General features: G+C 59.2%; 16 protein-coding genes. 7 read left to right on the forward strand and 9 right to left on the reverse strand.

Annotation, left to right across the window (positions count from 1 at the left end):
• Positions 1-359: 359 nt before the first annotated feature.
• Complete coding sequence (locus tag CRO39_RS16675) at positions 360-1,331, forward strand: Nudix family hydrolase (RefSeq protein WP_097123140.1); 972 nt, start codon at positions 360-362, stop codon at positions 1,329-1,331.
• Positions 1,332-1,390: 59 nt separating this feature from the next.
• Here the strand turns inward: CRO39_RS16675 and CRO39_RS16680 are convergent, their stop codons facing one another.
• Both CRO39_RS16680 and coaE read right to left on the reverse strand, forming a co-directional pair.
• On the reverse strand, positions 1,391-1,651 hold the full coding sequence (locus CRO39_RS16680; protein WP_238394691.1) for a DUF559 domain-containing protein: 261 nt from the start codon (positions 1,649-1,651) through the stop codon (positions 1,391-1,393).
• A gap of 77 nt (positions 1,652-1,728) precedes the next feature.
• Positions 1,729-2,349 (reverse strand): dephospho-CoA kinase, encoded by a 621-nt coding sequence (coaE, locus tag CRO39_RS16685; RefSeq protein WP_097123094.1) that lies wholly within the window; start codon positions 2,347-2,349, stop codon positions 1,729-1,731.
• Positions 2,350-2,570: 221 nt separating this feature from the next.
• Between coaE and CRO39_RS16690 the strand changes: the two genes are divergently transcribed.
• Both CRO39_RS16690 and CRO39_RS16695 read left to right on the forward strand, forming a co-directional pair.
• Positions 2,571-2,825 carry an antitoxin of toxin-antitoxin stability system gene (locus CRO39_RS16690; RefSeq protein WP_202926339.1) on the forward strand — a complete coding sequence of 85 codons (255 nt, stop codon included), beginning with the start codon at positions 2,571-2,573 and terminating at the stop codon, positions 2,823-2,825.
• Between the two features lie 2 nt (positions 2,826-2,827).
• Positions 2,828-3,112 (forward strand): type II toxin-antitoxin system RelE/ParE family toxin, encoded by a 285-nt coding sequence (locus CRO39_RS16695; RefSeq protein ID WP_238394690.1) that lies wholly within the window; start codon positions 2,828-2,830, stop codon positions 3,110-3,112.
• A 152-nt stretch (positions 3,113-3,264) separates the two neighbouring features.
• Here the strand turns inward: CRO39_RS16695 and CRO39_RS16700 are convergent, their stop codons facing one another.
• From CRO39_RS16700 to CRO39_RS16720, 5 genes are all read right to left on the reverse strand, one after another.
• Positions 3,265-4,128: a prepilin peptidase gene (locus CRO39_RS16700; RefSeq protein WP_097123097.1), complete on the reverse strand. Its 864-nt coding sequence runs from the start codon at positions 4,126-4,128 to the stop codon at positions 3,265-3,267.
• A gap of 9 nt (positions 4,129-4,137) precedes the next feature.
• The gene (locus CRO39_RS16705) at positions 4,138-5,409 is read right to left on the reverse strand and encodes a type II secretion system F family protein (protein ID WP_097123098.1); all 1,272 of its coding nucleotides are present in this window, start codon (positions 5,407-5,409) and stop codon (positions 4,138-4,140) included.
• 249 nt (positions 5,410-5,658) lie between these two features.
• On the reverse strand, positions 5,659-7,398 hold the full coding sequence (gene pilB / locus CRO39_RS16710) for a type IV-A pilus assembly ATPase PilB (protein WP_097123099.1): 1,740 nt from the start codon (positions 7,396-7,398) through the stop codon (positions 5,659-5,661).
• A 285-nt stretch (positions 7,399-7,683) separates the two neighbouring features.
• Positions 7,684-9,672, reverse strand: a complete 1,989-nt coding sequence (locus CRO39_RS16715) for a tetratricopeptide repeat protein (protein ID WP_097123100.1) — start codon at positions 9,670-9,672, stop codon at positions 7,684-7,686.
• A 76-nt stretch (positions 9,673-9,748) separates the two neighbouring features.
• The gene (locus CRO39_RS16720) at positions 9,749-10,162 is read right to left on the reverse strand and encodes a pilin (RefSeq protein ID WP_097123101.1); all 414 of its coding nucleotides are present in this window, start codon (positions 10,160-10,162) and stop codon (positions 9,749-9,751) included.
• 501 nt (positions 10,163-10,663) lie between these two features.
• On the opposite strand from CRO39_RS16720, the gene CRO39_RS16725 reads away from it, so the two are divergent.
• The 4 genes from CRO39_RS16725 to CRO39_RS16740 are packed head-to-tail and all read left to right on the forward strand — an operon-like array spanning position 10,664 to position 13,545.
• The gene (locus tag CRO39_RS16725; protein WP_097123102.1) at positions 10,664-11,044 is read left to right on the forward strand and encodes an SMR family transporter; all 381 of its coding nucleotides are present in this window, start codon (positions 10,664-10,666) and stop codon (positions 11,042-11,044) included.
• Between the two features lie 7 nt (positions 11,045-11,051).
• Positions 11,052-11,849 (forward strand): glycosyltransferase family 2 protein, encoded by a 798-nt coding sequence (locus CRO39_RS16730; RefSeq protein WP_097123103.1) that lies wholly within the window; start codon positions 11,052-11,054, stop codon positions 11,847-11,849.
• Positions 11,846-12,946 carry a glycosyltransferase family 2 protein gene (locus CRO39_RS16735; protein WP_338015738.1) on the forward strand — a complete coding sequence of 367 codons (1,101 nt, stop codon included), beginning with the start codon at positions 11,846-11,848 and terminating at the stop codon, positions 12,944-12,946. The genes CRO39_RS16730 and CRO39_RS16735 overlap by 4 nt, the downstream gene beginning before the upstream one ends.
• A complete protein-coding gene (locus CRO39_RS16740; protein ID WP_097123104.1) occupies positions 12,946-13,545 on the forward strand; it encodes a class I SAM-dependent methyltransferase in 600 nt (199 codons plus the stop codon). The genes CRO39_RS16735 and CRO39_RS16740 overlap by 1 nt, the downstream gene beginning before the upstream one ends.
• A 283-nt stretch (positions 13,546-13,828) precedes the next feature.
• Here the strand turns inward: CRO39_RS16740 and CRO39_RS16745 are convergent, their stop codons facing one another.
• Positions 13,829-14,839 (reverse strand): alpha/beta fold hydrolase, encoded by a 1,011-nt coding sequence (locus CRO39_RS16745; protein WP_097123105.1) that lies wholly within the window; start codon positions 14,837-14,839, stop codon positions 13,829-13,831.
• Positions 14,840-15,021: 182 nt separating this feature from the next.
• Positions 15,022-15,561, reverse strand: coding sequence for an REP-associated tyrosine transposase (locus CRO39_RS16750; protein ID WP_097123106.1), 540 nt, complete (start codon positions 15,559-15,561; stop codon positions 15,022-15,024).
• Between the last annotated feature and the right edge of the window lie 74 nt (positions 15,562-15,635).

Here is a 15,635-nt window from a genome sequence, read left to right on the forward strand (position 1 = left end):
ACCGGGCGCAGCCCGTGCTTTCCATCGCCGCCGCCATCGCGCAGCTGGTGTTGCGCCCCCCTCACCCCAACCCTCTCCCCCGCGAGCGGGGGAGAGGGGGCTAAAAGCAAATCGGGATGCTTCCGCCGCACGCGTACGCCCTTGCCCTTTTCCTCTCCCCCATACATGGGGGAGAGGATGCCGAAGGCAGGTGAGGGGGGAGCGGAGTCGGTAGCGTTGCGGAAGAGGCGCATGCCGCGTTCGCAGTGCGGCCACGTGGTGCCCCGGCAGCCGCACACGGTCACGGAAACCCGCAGCGAGCGCGGGTATTCCGCACAAACCAATTGCGTTTCGCCGCCGAATACCGGCAAGCTTCGGTCATGTCCGACGAAAAACCGCTCAGGTCCATCCATGTCGTGGCCGGTGTCATCACCGACGCCCGCGGCCGCATCCTGCTGGCCCGGCGTACCGAGGGCCGGGATCTGGCCGGACGCTGGGAATTTCCGGGCGGCAAGCGCGAACCGGGCGAGACGCCAGAAGATGCGCTGATCCGGGAACTGCAGGAAGAACTGGGCATCACCCCCAAGGTTGGCCCGGCGCTGATCAACGTGCCGCAGCATTACCCCGACAAACGCCTGCGCCTGGACGTACGCTACGTAACGGCCTGGGAAGGCCATCCGCGCGGCCACGAAGGACAAGCGCTGGCCTGGGTGGCGCCGGACAAGTTGCCGCGCTACGACATGCCGCCGGCGGATCGTCCGGTGGTGGCGGCGCTGCTGCACCCGGATCGCTATCTGGTCACACCGGAACCGGGCGACGATGATGCCGGCTGGCTGGCCAGCCTGCAGCAGGCCATCGACAGCGGCATCCGCCGGGTCCAACTGCGCGCGCGCGGCATCGATGGCGCGCGTTGGCGCAACCTGGCCAAGGCGGCGGTGCGGCATTGCCGCAAGGCCAAGGTGGAGGTGCTGATAAACGCCGATATCGAACTGGCCCGCGAGCTGGGCACCGGCGTCCACCTGCGCGCGGCCCAGCTTGCGGAGCTGTCGGCGCGGCCCCTGCCGGACACGGCAGTGGTCGCGGTGTCCTGCCACAACGCCAAGGAGCTGCAACGGGCCGAAGCCATCGGCTGCGACTTCGCGGTACTCGGCACCCTGAAATCCTCCGCCAGCCACCTTGGCGTCGCACCGTTGGGTTGGGATGGATTCGCGAAACTGCGAGAAGCGGTATCGCTGCCTATTTACGCCATCGGCGGCATGAGCGCAGACGACATAGGACAAGCGCGCCAGCACGGCGCCCAAGGCGTCGCCGCCATTCGCGCACTGTGGCCGGTGGCGTTGGCGACGGTCTGATCGGGGGCGCAAGCGTTCCGCCATCTGCAGTGGAGCGGGAAGTGCGCAGCCCGTGCTTTTCACTCCAACGCGCGCAGGACATCTTCGGCAACCGTATCAGGCTGCTTCAGCATGTCGTGGTTCCAATAGCGTTTGTCCCGGTAACCCTGCGACGCCAGCCAGGCGGTACGGGCCGCGTCCGATTCCGCATTGTCCAGATGCTGGCCGCCGTCGATTTCGACAATCAAGCGCTTTTCGAAACAGACAAAATCGACGCGGTAATCGCCAAGTGGCTGCTGGCGCCTGAACTTGGGCGCCTGCAAGCGGCCTGTGCGCAGCAACTGCCAATCTTCCGCTCCGCATCGGTGGCGCCGGTGCGCATGCGCCTGGCCAGGGGAGCCGACCGTGGGGGACGGATTTATCCTGCCATCGCGCTGGCCAGCACCCGGTAGCGCGCGTCCAGCTCGGCCACTGCGGTTTGCAGGTGAGCGATGTCGCCGTCGTTGATCACCACATCATCAGCCAGCGCTAATCGCTGGGCGCGGCTGGCCTGGGCGTCGATCATCCGGTCGGCTAGCTCGGCGTCGATGCCGTCACGCTGCATCAGCCGCGCTTTCTGGGTGGCGACCGGTGCGTCCACCACCAGAATCCGGTCCAGCCATGGGTAGCGGGCGCGGCCGCCGCCTTCGGTCAACAACGGCGCCATGGCCACCGCGTACCGGCCTGGCGCGTTTTCGCAAAGGACCCGCATGCGTTCGCGGATGATCGGATGCAACAGGCCCTCCAGCACGCGCCGCTGCGCATCGTCGCCGAATACCCGCGCGCGCAGCGCGGCGCGGTCCAGCCGGCCATCGGCCTGCAGCACGTCATTGCCGAAATGCGCCACCACGGCGGCCAATGCCGGTTGCCCGGGTTCGACCGCTTCCCGCGCAATCAGATCGGCATCCACCACGACCACATCGTGCGCGATGAAGGCTTTTTCGATGGCGCTCTTGCCGGACGCAATGCCGCCGGTCAGCCCGATGATGTAATCGCTCATGCCGGGATTATCGCTGAGTCACAATAGTCGTGCGGACCTTGGAAAGCGCGGAGTCGACGCTGCGTCCCCTCTCCGGCAACGAGAGGGAGCTTCGCCAAACTGAACGGATGGAGCTATTCGTCCTAACTTGACAGCCGACCTCAAGTAATGAAAACGTATATATTTCATCAACACCAAAGGCCGTCGAGGTCGTCGTCATGTCGAAAGAAGCCGTGTTCACGATGAAGCTGGAACCCGAATTGCGGGATCAGTTCATGGCCGAGGCCGAGGCGGCGCATCGCCCTGCCTCGCAGGTGGTGAGGGAACTGATGCGCGAGTTTGTTCAACGTCAGCGCCAAGCGCGGGAGTACGACGAATTCCTGCAACGCAAGGTGGAAGTGGCCCGGAGTTCGGTGCGGTCGGGGAAAGGCCAATCCAACGATGAGATCGAAGCCAAGTTCGCCGCGCGGCGTTCCAAGGTGTCGAATCAGGAGTGAGGGTGCTCTGGACGCCAGAGGCTGAGCAGGACCGCGACACCATCTGGGATGCGATTGCGGCCGACAACCCGCCCGCCGCGGTTCGGATGGATCAACTTTTTAGCCAGGCCGCCGCAAAGCTGGCGAAATTCCCGATGCTCGGGCATGCCGGAAAGATCCCCGGCACTCGCGAATGGATTCCTCACGAGAGCTACCGACTGGTGTATGAGATCGCGAACGACGAAAGCGCCCTATGGGTGCTGGCCCTGGTCCATACAGCGCGCCAATGGCCCGCGGTGAGGGACTGAGCAATCAACCGCTTGACCGTTCCTGTCACTTCTAGGAATCCGAGAGGAGCGGCCATTTCGCGGGAGAGGGTGCCCGCGAAGCGGGGGAGAGGGGACGGGCGCAGCCCGTGCTCTTCATCCCGGCCGCAAGAATGTGCAGCTGGCGCTACGACCTAACGCAATCCGGCATATCGCAGGTAAGCGCCTACTATCTGCTCGCCCCAGAAGAAGACTATCCAGCCGGCGATGGCCAGGTAGGGGCCAAAGGGGATGGGGGTGGCGCGGTCGCGGCCTTTGGCGGCCAGCCAGATGGAGCCGATGATGGCGCCCACCAGCGAGGAAATCAGGATGGTCGGCAGGATGCCGTTCAAGCCTACCCAGGCGCCTATGGCGGCCAGTAGCTTGAAATCGCCGTGGCCCATGCCTTCCTTGCCGGTGATCTGCTTGAACAGCCACCACACCGACCATAGCGATACATAGCCGGCCACCGCACCCAGCACGGCGGGCTTGGAAATCATGTACAGGTTGTCGGTGCTGGCTATCAACCCCAGCCACAGCAGCGGCAACGTCAGCTGGTCCGGCAGCAGGCGGGTGCGCAGGTCAATGCCGGACAGCGCAACCAGAAAGCAGCTCAGCAACGCGGCGCCAAAACCCTGCCAGCCAAAGCCGAAATGCCAGACCGAGGCCAGCGCCAGCGCCGCGGTCAGCAGCTCCACCAGCGGGTACTGCGGGGAAATAGGCGCCTTGCAGTGGCGGCACTTGCCGCGCAGTACCAGCCAGCTGAACAGCGGGATGTTCTCGAACCACGACAGCTGGTGCTTGCAGTGCGGGCAATGCGAGCGCTCCACCACGATGCCCGGTGGCGGCGGGTCATAGATCTCCGGTTGCTCCAGGATCTCGCGTGCATCGCGCTTCCACTGCCACTCCAGCCGGGGCGGCAACCGCAGGATCACCACATTGAGAAAGCTGCCGACCAGCAGGCCAAGGGTGGCAACGACCGGATAGCCGATGCCGGGGTTCTGATCCAGGAATGCCATCGGGTGAGTTTAAATGGTCGAGGCCAATTTGAAGATGGGCAGGTACATGCCTATCACCATGCCACCGACCAGGATACCGATGATGACCATGATCATCGGTTCGATCAGGCTGGCCAGCGCATCGACCGCATTGTTGACTTCCTGTTCGTAGTACTCGGCCACTTTGAACAACATCGCGTCCAGCGCGCCGGCTTCCTCGCCGATGGCGGTCATCTGCACTACCATATGCGGGAACAGATTGGTTTGTTTCATTGCCATATTGACGGGATAGCCGACCGCCACGTCGTCGCGGATACGGAACACCGCTTTTTCGTAGACGGTATTGCCGGTGGCACCGGCAATGGTGTCCAGCGCTTCCACCAATGGTACGCCGGCCTTGAAGGTTACCGCCAGCGTACGGGAGAAGCGGGCAATGGCTGAGTTATGCATGATCTCGCCGATTACCGGTACTTTCAGAATTATCCGATCCAGGAAATGCTGGAACGCAGGTGAGCGCTTCTTGAAAAAAATAAAGGCAAAGATGGCACCAATAGTTATGGCCAAAACTAGCCACCACCATTTCACCATCACGCGAGAAGCACCCACAATCAACTGAGTAAATGCAGGTAGTTCCGCACCGAAGTTCTTGAACACTTCCTCAAACTGCGGTACTACGAATACCAGCAGGATGGCACTGACGATAATAGCCACCGCGATGGTCATTGCTGGGTAGAACAGGGCCTTCTTGATCTTGCCCTTCAGCGCTTCGATATTCTCTTTGTAGTTGGCAATGGTTTCCAGTACCACTTCCAATACACCAGCGCCCTCGCCAGCCACCACCAGCCCACGGTACAGCTCATCGAACTGCACCGGATGCTTGCTGATGGCTTCTGACAGCGATGAACCGCCCTCGATATCGGTGCGGATGGTCTCGACCATCTTCTTCATCCGCACGTTCTTCTGGCCACCGGCGATGATTTCCAGCGCCGAAATCATTGGCACGCCGGACTTCATCATCGTCGCCATCTGGCGGCTGAAGAAGGCGATTTCCTTTGCGGAGACGGGCTTGCCGGCCGAGCCGAACAGCGGCTTGGGCTTGGGCTTGACTGTGCCTGGGGTGATGCCCTGGCGGCGCAGTTCGGCGCGCAGCAGGTTCGCATTACGCGCCTCGGTTTCACCCTTCATCTTGACGCCGCGTTTGTCGGTACCTTCCCAGACAAACGGGACCAGAAGCTTGGTATCGCGGGTAGTCGGCGCGGTGGTCCGCGCGGATTTCTTGGCGACGCTACGTGTGACGGCCATCGGATTCCCCTACCGGCATCCCCCGCCGGACGTTATTACCGCATGGTAACGGTTTATTGACGGAAGGGAACCACCCCGATGTGACGCCCAGCAGGGTTTGCGTAGGTCGGCCTCACGTGGCCGACGGTATGGTATGCGTCGGGGCATAACCCGACCTACGAGGATGACGCCGTAGGTCGGCCCCACGTGGCCGACGGTGTGGTATGAGTCGGGGGCGTGGCCCCGACCTACGTGCGCGTTCGCGCCCCCTCAATCCTTGGTAACCCGATTGATCTCAGCCAGGCTAACGATGCCGTTCCTGGCCTTCATCAACGCCGACTGGCGCAGGTCGCGGATGCCGGCCTTCCTGGCCACTTCGGCAATCTGGATGGCACTGCCGCCTTCCAGCACGATTTCGGCGATCTCATCGGTCATCGGCATCACCTGGTAGATGCCGGTGCGGCCCTTGTAGCCTTCGGTGCATTCGTCGCAGCCCACCGCCTCGTACAGCTTGAAACCGGTCTGGATTTCCTCATCGGTAAAGCCTTCAGCCAGCAACGCATGCGGCGGCAGGTCCACCGGCCGCTTGCAGCGATTGCACAGGCGCCGGGCCAGGCGCTGGGCAATGACCAGGGTCACCGAACTGGTGATGTTGTACGGGGCAATGCCCATATTCATCAGGCGCGCTACGGTCTGCGGGGCGTCGTTGGTATGCAGGGTGGACAGCACCATATGGCCAGTCTGCGCGGCCTTGATGGCGATCTCGGCGGTTTCCAGATCGCGGATTTCGCCGACCATGATGATGTCCGGGTCCTGGCGCAGAAAGCTGCGCAGCGCCGCGGCAAAGGTCATGCCGCGCTTGACGTTCTGCTGCACCTGGTTGACCCCGGGCAGGCGGATTTCAACCGGGTCTTCGACGGTGGAGATATTGCGCACCTCGTCGTTGAGGATGCCTAGCGCGGTGTAGAGCGACACCGTCTTGCCGGAGCCGGTGGGGCCGGTGACCAGCACCATGCCGTACGGCTTCTGGATGGCGTCTTCAAACAGCTTCTGCTGGTCCGGTTCGTACCCTAGCTTGTCGATGCCCAGCTTGGCCGCGCTGCCGTCCAGGATACGCAGTACGATCTTCTCGCCAAACAAGGTGGGCAAGGTGCTTACGCGGAAGTCGATCTGCTTGGTCTTGGACAGGTTCAGCTTGATGCGGCCGTCCTGCGGCACGCGCTTTTCCGCAATATCCAATTGCGACATCACCTTCAGGCGTGCGGCGATGCGCTGGTTCAGCTTGACCGGCGCCTTGGCCACCTGCTTCAGGATGCCGTCTATGCGCAGGCGCACGCGATAATCGGTCTCATAGGGTTCAAAGTGGATATCCGAGGCGCCGCGCTTGATCGCATCGACCAGCACCTTGTTGACGAACTTGACCACCGGCGTGTCGTCGCCTTTGCCGTCTACCGCGGCATCCGCGGTATTGCCCAGGTCTTCGTCGGTGCCGACTTCCAGGTTTTCCAGCCCATCGTCATCATCGCCGAACGCGCTGGTCAGGTTGCTGGCGGCACTGAGCCACTGGTCCAACATACGCCGTAGCGTGTCCTCACTGACCAGAATCGGTTCCACCACCAGGTTGGTATGAAATTTTATCTCGTCCAGCGCGTGAGTATTGGTGGGGTCGGACACGCCAATGAACAGCTTGTTGCCGCGCTTGAAAAGCGGTAGTACATGGTGCTTCTGCAACAGGTCTTCGCTAACCAACCGAATGGCGCTATGCGCAGCGTCAAACGCGGTGACATCCAGCAGCGGCATGCCGAACTCGATGGCATTGGCGGCAGCCAGTTGCGAGGCGGTAACCAGCTTCTTCTCTGCTACCCACTGAGCTAGCGGTGTTTTGGCCTCGGTAGCGTTGGCCATAGCGCTTCGCGCAGCAACTTCGTCCATGGCGCCGTCGAGGACCAAGCGGCGGGCGATACCGGTAATACCTACAAGATTGGCACTGTTGCTCGTGATGGTGTTCATATACGTGAGCTCCCGCAGAGTGCGGCGATAGTTTGCGTCCCTTTTGCGACCATACCTCGCCTTTCGGGAGTAACTTTACCGCATCGGGAAGCAATATGACGGTTGTTAAAATCGATATGGATAGTATCTTCGGCGGCCCCAAGTTGCTGGTAGTAAAAGAACTGTGGTGTGCCTGAGCCGACGCTGGCATGGTCAATGCTCGGCTTGCGCCTCAAGAAGTCCTTGCTTCGTTGATACGCACACCTTCACTTCCATGCATGTCGGTACTAAGACCTATCTGCGGCCTCAATAAAATGAGAGTGGCCTTTGTTCAATGCCGGCTAGACCATTCGAGGCTGCATATGTGTCTATTTCCTTGCGAATGGCACGTAAGGCATTGGTGCGAGGGATGGGACGAAGGTCCTCTAGCCGTTTATAACCAGCACGGTCCATAACCTGCCAGAAAACCAGCTTGGCCTCACTGACTTCCTTCGCGTGCAGAAGTAGTTTGACGTGAAAGAGGGCAATGGTCGGGTCTGGACTCTGCTTCCAAGCCAGTCGTGACTGTTCAAGGGCGCGATCCCAATCACCACCCTGATGGTATGCCAATGCAGCATTGAAGCGCATCGACCATTTGGCTTGAGAGGCCTCTGGCTGTGCGGTGGCTTGGTTCACCATCTGGGTGATGGCATCCGCCAACAGAATGGCCGTGATGCGCCCACATCCATTGTTGTTACGAACCTCGACCAGGTTACTGATCGCATACTGCATGACCGAATTGAGGAAAGCAGGGGACTCACTCGCTGCCTCTTGCAATAGGGCGGGAGCACTATCCTTTTGGAGATAGCAGTTCAGCACGGTCAACTCCACTTTGCCTATGCTCGCCAACGCAGGGTCAGGATTGGAGGCAAGTCGTTGGAATGCCAAGTAGGTATCCCCTATCAGCCCTGCTTGCATTGCGGAATAGCCGAAGGCGATATGCGCACGAGCAGAGTTTGGATGCGATTCGATGGCGGCCAGGCTGATACCTAGCGATGACCTCCAGAGTTGGGCGCGCATCAGTGTTTGCACACCAAATGCCATTAAAACACACACTGCCAGAGTGCCGGCAATTCGTTGGCCCCGTATTCCTTTGCCTGCAAGCCATCGCAAAGCAGCTGCCACCAGATCAACCGCCATCAGCAGCAGGCCGAAGGCTGGCAGGTAATTGCGGTGCTCGTAGTAAAGTTCAATCGGGACGATGCTGGCTTCGATAGAGTGCGCTACCAGGAACCAGAACCAGCCGACGAAGGTGGCAGGAAGCCGCTTTTTCAGGAACCAAACGGCGACGCTAATGGCAATCAGTCCGAACAACGCCGGCAGGGTGGTGAGCGGTTGCAACAAGCCACGAGATACCGGGAAATCGTCGGTGTAAAGTCCCATGGACTGCGAGTGCGGGACCAGCAACATTCGAATGTAGCCCCATATCGCCCTGGGCTCGCTAATCAGCCGTTCAAGTGGGGTCATTCCCCAATCGAGCATGGAAGCCTGCAGCGGTTGCCATTTCCAGATGACGACTGCGACCACGACAAAGGCTGGTAGCACGATTGACAAGAGGTAGAACCAACGTAAGGCGGCCGGCCACTCACGAGGGCGCTGGAACCAACCCAATTCCACCACCAAGCAAAGCCCAGGCAATATGATGGCGCTTTGCTTGCCCTGCACACCCAGGAAAGTCAATAAGGGAATTGTGACGAACAACACAGCCAATGCGCGGGAGGTTGACCAGAGCCCAGCTTGCATTCTGTTGCGCGTGGCAGCGTACAGCCAGATCCCGAGTAGCGGGAAGAGCGTGGCGATCTGACTCATGCGCTGAACTACGTACAGTACCGTGCTTACATTGAGCGGATGTAGTAGCCAAACTGCACAGATCAGAGCGGCGACAGGCTTCGCGTGTGCCCCAAGGTGTTTATCGTGTTGTAGCAGTCGACTCAACGTAGCGTAGGCCACCCATCCGCACAGAAGGTGCAGCGTTAGATTGCCGAGTTTGAATGAGAACGAACTCTCGCCGCCTATAACCGCGTTTAGGCCCAGGCTGGCCATGGCCAGCGCGCGGTGGAATATCAGGTTCCCATTGCCGGCGGCCATGGCCCAGAAGCCAATCTCACCTTGCAACCACGATTCGACCTGGCGAAGGTGCTGGGTATCGTCGAACAGGAACGGACCATTCAACCCGGACCAGTACACCAGAACACAAGCAATACTGGCGCCGGTGAGCCATAGAACAGGGCGTAGCAGGAGCGCGAATTTCTGCATAGTGTGCTGTGAGGTAGGGGAGCCTAAAAAAGAAGGCCCCGGTGAACCGGGGCCTTCTTCGAAACTCAACAATAACTCAGTTCTTGACGCCCTGGCAGGAGCCCGGACGATACTTCGAATCAACAGTGCCGCCGCAGACCCAGTCTACCTGGAAGGTGCTGGCATTCACATTGCCGGTCAGGACGATGTTGCCTGTGGCGCCCGGAACGCGGCTCACCGCGGTAACTACGCAACCGGCATTGCTCACGCCACTCACATGCGTGGTCGACTGCGATTCAATAATGCTGGCGGTGGGGCAACTGCCGTTGTTGGAAGCCACATACTCGGAGATCGTGGTACGACCGGAAGAGGCAGCGGTGATCACTTCCGAGACTTTTGCTTTCTTAGTGTAATCGGAATAAGCCGGCAGTGCGATGGCAGCCAGGATGGCGATGATGGCGACCACGATCATCAGTTCGATCAGGGTGAAGCCCTGCATGTTCTTCTTCATAACAATTCCCCTTTCAGGATTTGGCTTGGATGGTTAAGGGACACACAAACCCCGTGTCCCTCGATATCGGACCGTGGGCGCCGTGCTTGTACACGTGCTAGGTAGGTCTTGCAGATTGCGTGCCAACTTTCGACGGCCCTTTCCCGAACGACACCCCTGTGCAGGAAAGACCCCGGACGCCGAAGTCGGGGCGGACTATGGCATCAAATTTATGGCCTGGGTATCGGGGAATTGGCGTTCAAGTTGGCGATGCATCACAGTCTGGAAAATTGCTTCCGGCAGCTACATGCGCTTACCTACCATTGTGACCTTTAACGTCACAATGTGACGCAAATAGTCACTGTGACGTCAACGGTTTGACAGTGACGCCCAGTAGGGGGCCGTGAGGTTGATCAATGGCGGTGTCGGCCGTGTCGGAGCGCGCCATCGAGTACTTCAACCATAGCTGGCCTAGAATGACGGGGCCGTCAGCTATGCGCTGGCCGCTGTCCTGAGGAAGGCATGACCCGTGACATTCTGATGATTCTTTTCGTTACCTGCTCCACGCTGGGTAGCCAACTTCTGATCAAGCATGCGCTGGTCCGACTGGCGGCACGTAGCCCGACGTTGAGCGGCATGGAATGGCTATTCGCTGCTTTGTTCTCCCCAACGGTGATTGCTGCCGTGTTGGTGCAAGGCGTCGGATTCATCGTCTGGATGGTCGTGGTCAGTAGGGTAAAGCTGGGTATCGCTTTCGCCATTTCGGGAGCTTTTTTCTACGTGCTGATGGCGGTGCTGAGTTGGGTGCTTTACGGCGAACGTTTGGCTGTTTGGCAATGGATTGGCATTGCGCTGATCTCCGCAGGCGTACTTATGGTTTCGACGTTGGGCGCCAGTAATTGAATCGGCGATGACATTACGCAATCAGCATACCTTCGTAGTCCCTGCTTACAGGCAGTCACCTCATCTGCGCGATTGTCTGGCTTCGCTGCGGGGACAGACGTTTCCATCGCCCATTGTAATCAGTACATCTACACCGTTTCCCGGACTGGAAGCGCTGGCGATGGAGTATGGTGCCGGCCTGGCCATTCATTCGCCAAATGTCGGCATTGGCCATGATTGGAATCATGCCCTGTCGCAGGCTCAAACGGATTGGGCGACGATCGCCCATCAAGACGACATCTATCTTCCTACTTTTGCAGAGAAGACCTTGGCTGCCGTATCAAAACATCCCGATGCGCGGTTGGTGATGACCGGTTACGGAGAACTTGTCGGGGGGCAGGTACGTAGTCTGACGCCCATGCTCTTTATTAAGCATTTATTGCTTGAATTGGGTTTCCTGGGTCGTAGTTCCATTGCAGCTACCAAGGCCAAGCGCCGTTTGCTGCGCTTCGGTTGTGCGATTCCATGCCCATCCGTGACGCTGAGACTGTCATCGGAGCCACTGCGGTTCCGTGAGGATCTGAAGCTCAATCTGGATTGGGACGCATGGCTACGCTTGGCAGGGCGCGAAGGCGAGTTTGTCTGGATACGTGAGACTTTGATGTTGCATCGGATCCACACAGGAAGCGAGACTAGCAACGGTATTCGTGCAGGAGTACGTAGCCGAGAGGACCTGATGATGTTTCGTGCACTTTGGGCGCGTCCCATCGCTCACTTGTTGGCGCGAATCTATGCGTTGTCTTACGAGCGGGAATCAAAACAATGAGCAGCCCACAGGACATTCCCGTTTCCACGACTGCCGTGTCGGGTCGTATCTCTCAGTCAATGACGCATTGTGAAGCGCCCCCCCGTCAGGCCGACAAGGTCGCCGCGAAAATCGCTGTGGTTGTGCCGAGCTACCGAGTGAAGGCTCATATCCTTGATGTGATTGCCGATATACCTGTGCAGGTAGAGCGCATCTATGTGATCGACGACGCCTGTCCTGAGGGAACAGGGCAATGGGTGCTTGAGCAGTGCCACGATCAACGGGTTCGCGTGCATCGCCTTGATAGGAACAGGGGAGTGGGCGGGGCAGTAATGGCAGGTTATGCCTTGGCTGCCGCTGATGGCATGGATGTGATCGTCAAGATGGACGGCGACGGGCAGATGGACGCTTCGGCATTGCCGGAGCTAGTGGGGCCTATCTTGCGCGGAGAGGCGGATTACACCAAGGGTAATCGGTTTTACGATTTGGCGCAGATAAGTCAGATGCCGCGCACGCGTATCGTCGGCAATGCAGTACTGTCGTTCATGACCAAGATCTCATCCGGTTACTGGGATGTCTTTGACCCCACCAACGGCTATACCGCTTTGCATGTCCGAATCATAGATAAGCTGCCGATGCGCAAAATTAGCCGGCGCTTCTTCTTTGAAACTGATATGTTGTTTAGGTTAAACATCATCCGCGCGGTAGTTGTAGATGTTCCGATGGATGCCAAGTATGGCGCCGAGACGAGCAATTTGAAGATATCAAAGGTCTTATTTGATTTCTCTATCAAGCACCTGCGTAATACCGCCAAGCGAGTTTTCTATAACTATTTCCTCCGGGATCTGTCGCTCGCTTCTATTGAGCTGCTTCTAGGCGTTCTGTTCCTTTTGTCGGGCGCGGCGTTGGGCATATGGTTCTGGACGCAATCGGCGCAAACAGGAATTACCGCCTCCGCAGGTAGCGTGATGTTGGTGGCATTGCAGGTTATCGTCGGCATCCAGTTGGTGCTTGGTTTCTTGGCATACGACATAGCGTCGGTGCCACGCCGCGCCCTGCATCGCCTGCTATCGCCTACTCAACGTGAGCCTCGGCCAACGAATGGATCGCCAAACTAATGGCTATTGATTTCGATGCCCGTTACACCGAGTACCAGGCCAATCGTAGTTGGCTGCGAAGATGGGTGCGAAAGATCTATCTGAATAGTGCGGCCTCGCAGCTGACTGGTCCCACGTTGGATTTCGGCTGCGGGATAGGTGAACTCTTGGAGCGATTGCCGGCTGGTTCGCGTGGTTTGGAGTACAACTTCACAACCGTCGAGTTGTGCCGAAGTAGAGGTTTGGCCGTGGACCGCTACGATGGGTTCGCTGATGACTGGCGATTGACAGTAGTACCGTATGAAGTGCGTTTTGATTCGATGGTCATCAGCCACGTGTTGGAACACTTGGAGAGGCCGACGGCTGTTCTGCATAGCTTGCTGCATACGGCAGCTTCCCGGAATATTGGTTGCGTCCTGGTCATTGTGCCTGGCAAGGCAGGTTATCGGATTGATGCTACCCATCGCACTTTTGTCGATCATGAAATGCTGAGTAGGCCTGATGTTGTAGCTGAAACAGGATTTCGGCTGGAACGGCTACGCTATTTCCCCGGCAACTGGCGTCGGTTGGGAGAATGGTTTCCGCATCATGAATTGCAGGCGTTATACCGTCGTTGCTGAGCTTTCCCGCGGTGCTTTATGGGCAGGATAGGAACCCGTTGTGTGAGCGTGGCAGTAATGCAGTGTCTTTCGGAAAGCTCATTGCATTTAACTGATAACTCCGGAGAGGCAAGAGGTTGCGCGAATGGTCACCTGCTGCGTCAATGAATTGGCATTGATGGCTACGGAAATAGGCGTGATGCGTTTGCCCTGATTGACGGCATTCTGAGCATCAACCACTTGGGGCCGACCGGCTGGGAGATACTTCGTTGCAGTGGGCTATGCGTCAGCATGGCGTGGTGACCTACTCCAGCGCTTCCAGCAACGCAGCATTGAAGCGTTGCGGGTCTTCGACCTGCGGGGAGTGGCCCAACTCGGCGAACTCGATCAGGGTGGCGCCGGGAATGGTGGCGGCAGCGCGCTTGCCGAGAGCGGGGTAGTTGCCCAGTCGCTTGGCCAGCTCTGGTGGGGCCAGGTCCTTGCCGATGGCGGTGCGGTCCTTCTGGCCGATGAACAGCGTGGTTGGTACGGCCAGCTTGGGGAATTCGTAGAACACCGGCTGGTTGAACACCATGTCAGAGGTCAGCGCCTGGTTCCAGGCCACCGCCTGCTTGCCGTCGCCGGCATACATGCCGGCCAGCATGGCCACCCAGCGTTCGTAGTCCGGCCGCCATTGGCCGCTGTAGTACACGTTCAACTGGTATTGCTTGATGCTGTCGAAGCTGGTCTTCAGTTCGCGCTCATACCACTGGTCCACGCTGCGCCACGGCACGCCTTCGGCCTTCCAGTCTTCCAGCCCGATCGGGTTGACCAGCGCCAGCCGCTCGGTGGCCTGCGGGTATTGCAGCGCATAGCGCGTGCCGAGCATGCCGCCCATCGAATGGCCGACGATGGTGGCCTTGTAGATTCCCAACTGCGTCAGCAGTGTGTGGGTATTGGCGGCCAGTTGCCCGAACGAAAACTGATAGCGCTGCGGTTTGCTGGATTTGCAGAAGCCAATCTGATCCGGCGCGATGACCCGGTAGCCGGCTTCGTTCAATGCCGTGATGGCCGATTCCCAGGTGGCGGCGCAGAAATTCTTGCCGTGCAACAGGACCACGGTGCGGCCATTGGGATCTTTGGGGGCGACATCCAGGTAAGCCATCGACAGCGGCTGGCCTTGCGATTCGAATGCGAAGCGCTGCACGGGGTGCGGGTAGTCGAAGCCTTCCAACTGTGGACCGTATGTCGGCTGGGCGGCTGTTGCGGGCTGGACGCCGGCGGCGAGGAACAGCGAAAAGCATGCGGTAATGCTTGCGATGGGGAACGTGCGCATTGGTAATCGATGGCGATGTGGGGTGGGTCGATCCTAACGCGGTGCGCGTGCAGGGTTCTTCGCATTGGTGGTGCGTGGAATGGAGCGCACCATCAGAGCGGACATTTGCCCGGCGCCGTAGGCCGGGGTTACATCCCCGGCGCGGGTGGTGTGTGGAGGCGGCGGGTTGTTATGACGCCGGTCTACTCACGCATGTTGCGAATGCGTTCGGGCATCTGGGCGCCCCAATCTGAGGGATACACGCCTCGCGCTTGCCAGGCGGACAAGCTCGACCAGCGCCAATCCGATGCGTTTTCAACCAATCCGTGCTTCACCGGGTTGAAATGCAGATAGTCCAGATGTCGTGCGAAGTCGTCATCATCCCGCACGATGTGATCATGATAACGGGGTTGCCAGAGTCGTCCGTCCGCGCCCTGGATTCTCATTCGCGCCAGCACGTTGAGCTTGAAACTGCTGATGAGTTGGGGCGTTCCCGTGGCATCAGCGGGCCGGATCAACAAGTGCAGGTGATCGTTCAGTAGTACGTGGCCGAGATGAACAAAGGGATGACGTTCGCGAATTTCGCGCAAAGCGTCCAACACGATGGTTTTGGCGGTGTCATCGGAAAGCCATGGCTTCCGTAAGTGGGCGGCCAAAGTCAGAAAAACCGTCTGATGTTGCGAAAAATAGCGTCGATAGCGCGGCATGCAATCACGATGGCAGGCAAACAGGGCGGGGAACATCGGATTAGATCCGCGCCGCGTATCGGAAAATTCTGGTGTTGAGCGGGAAAGCGGCAACCGGGAGAAAAGCGGGA

Origin of the sequence: Pseudoxanthomonas wuyuanensis (assembly GCF_900215535.1) — a bacterium.
In the GTDB taxonomy this organism is placed as follows: Bacteria; Pseudomonadota; Gammaproteobacteria; order Xanthomonadales; family Xanthomonadaceae; genus Pseudoxanthomonas_A; species Pseudoxanthomonas_A wuyuanensis.

Excerpts from the sequence above, each read along its gene's own strand:
- CRO39_RS16675 (WP_097123140.1), top strand. The coding sequence starts at position 360 with ATGTCCGACGAAAAACCGCTCAGGTCCATCCATGTCGTGGCCGGTGTC.
- coaE (WP_097123094.1), bottom strand. The coding sequence starts at position 2,349 with ATGAGCGATTACATCATCGGGCTGACCGGCGGCATTGCGTCCGGCAAG.
- CRO39_RS16690 (WP_202926339.1), top strand. The coding sequence starts at position 2,571 with ATGAAGCTGGAACCCGAATTGCGGGATCAGTTCATGGCCGAGGCCGAG.
- CRO39_RS16700 (WP_097123097.1), bottom strand. The coding sequence starts at position 4,128 with ATGGCATTCCTGGATCAGAACCCCGGCATCGGCTATCCGGTCGTTGCC.
- CRO39_RS16705 (WP_097123098.1), bottom strand. The coding sequence starts at position 5,409 with ATGGCCGTCACACGTAGCGTCGCCAAGAAATCCGCGCGGACCACCGCG.
- pilB (WP_097123099.1), bottom strand. The coding sequence starts at position 7,398 with ATGAACACCATCACGAGCAACAGTGCCAATCTTGTAGGTATTACCGGT.
- CRO39_RS16715 (WP_097123100.1), bottom strand. The coding sequence starts at position 9,672 with ATGCAGAAATTCGCGCTCCTGCTACGCCCTGTTCTATGGCTCACCGGC.
- CRO39_RS16720 (WP_097123101.1), bottom strand. The coding sequence starts at position 10,162 with ATGAAGAAGAACATGCAGGGCTTCACCCTGATCGAACTGATGATCGTG.
- CRO39_RS16725 (WP_097123102.1), top strand. The coding sequence starts at position 10,664 with ATGACCCGTGACATTCTGATGATTCTTTTCGTTACCTGCTCCACGCTG.
- CRO39_RS16730 (WP_097123103.1), top strand. The coding sequence starts at position 11,052 with ATGACATTACGCAATCAGCATACCTTCGTAGTCCCTGCTTACAGGCAG.
- CRO39_RS16735 (WP_338015738.1), top strand. The coding sequence starts at position 11,846 with ATGAGCAGCCCACAGGACATTCCCGTTTCCACGACTGCCGTGTCGGGT.
- CRO39_RS16740 (WP_097123104.1), top strand. The coding sequence starts at position 12,946 with ATGGCTATTGATTTCGATGCCCGTTACACCGAGTACCAGGCCAATCGT.
- CRO39_RS16745 (WP_097123105.1), bottom strand. The coding sequence starts at position 14,839 with ATGCGCACGTTCCCCATCGCAAGCATTACCGCATGCTTTTCGCTGTTC.
- CRO39_RS16750 (WP_097123106.1), bottom strand. The coding sequence starts at position 15,561 with ATGTTCCCCGCCCTGTTTGCCTGCCATCGTGATTGCATGCCGCGCTAT.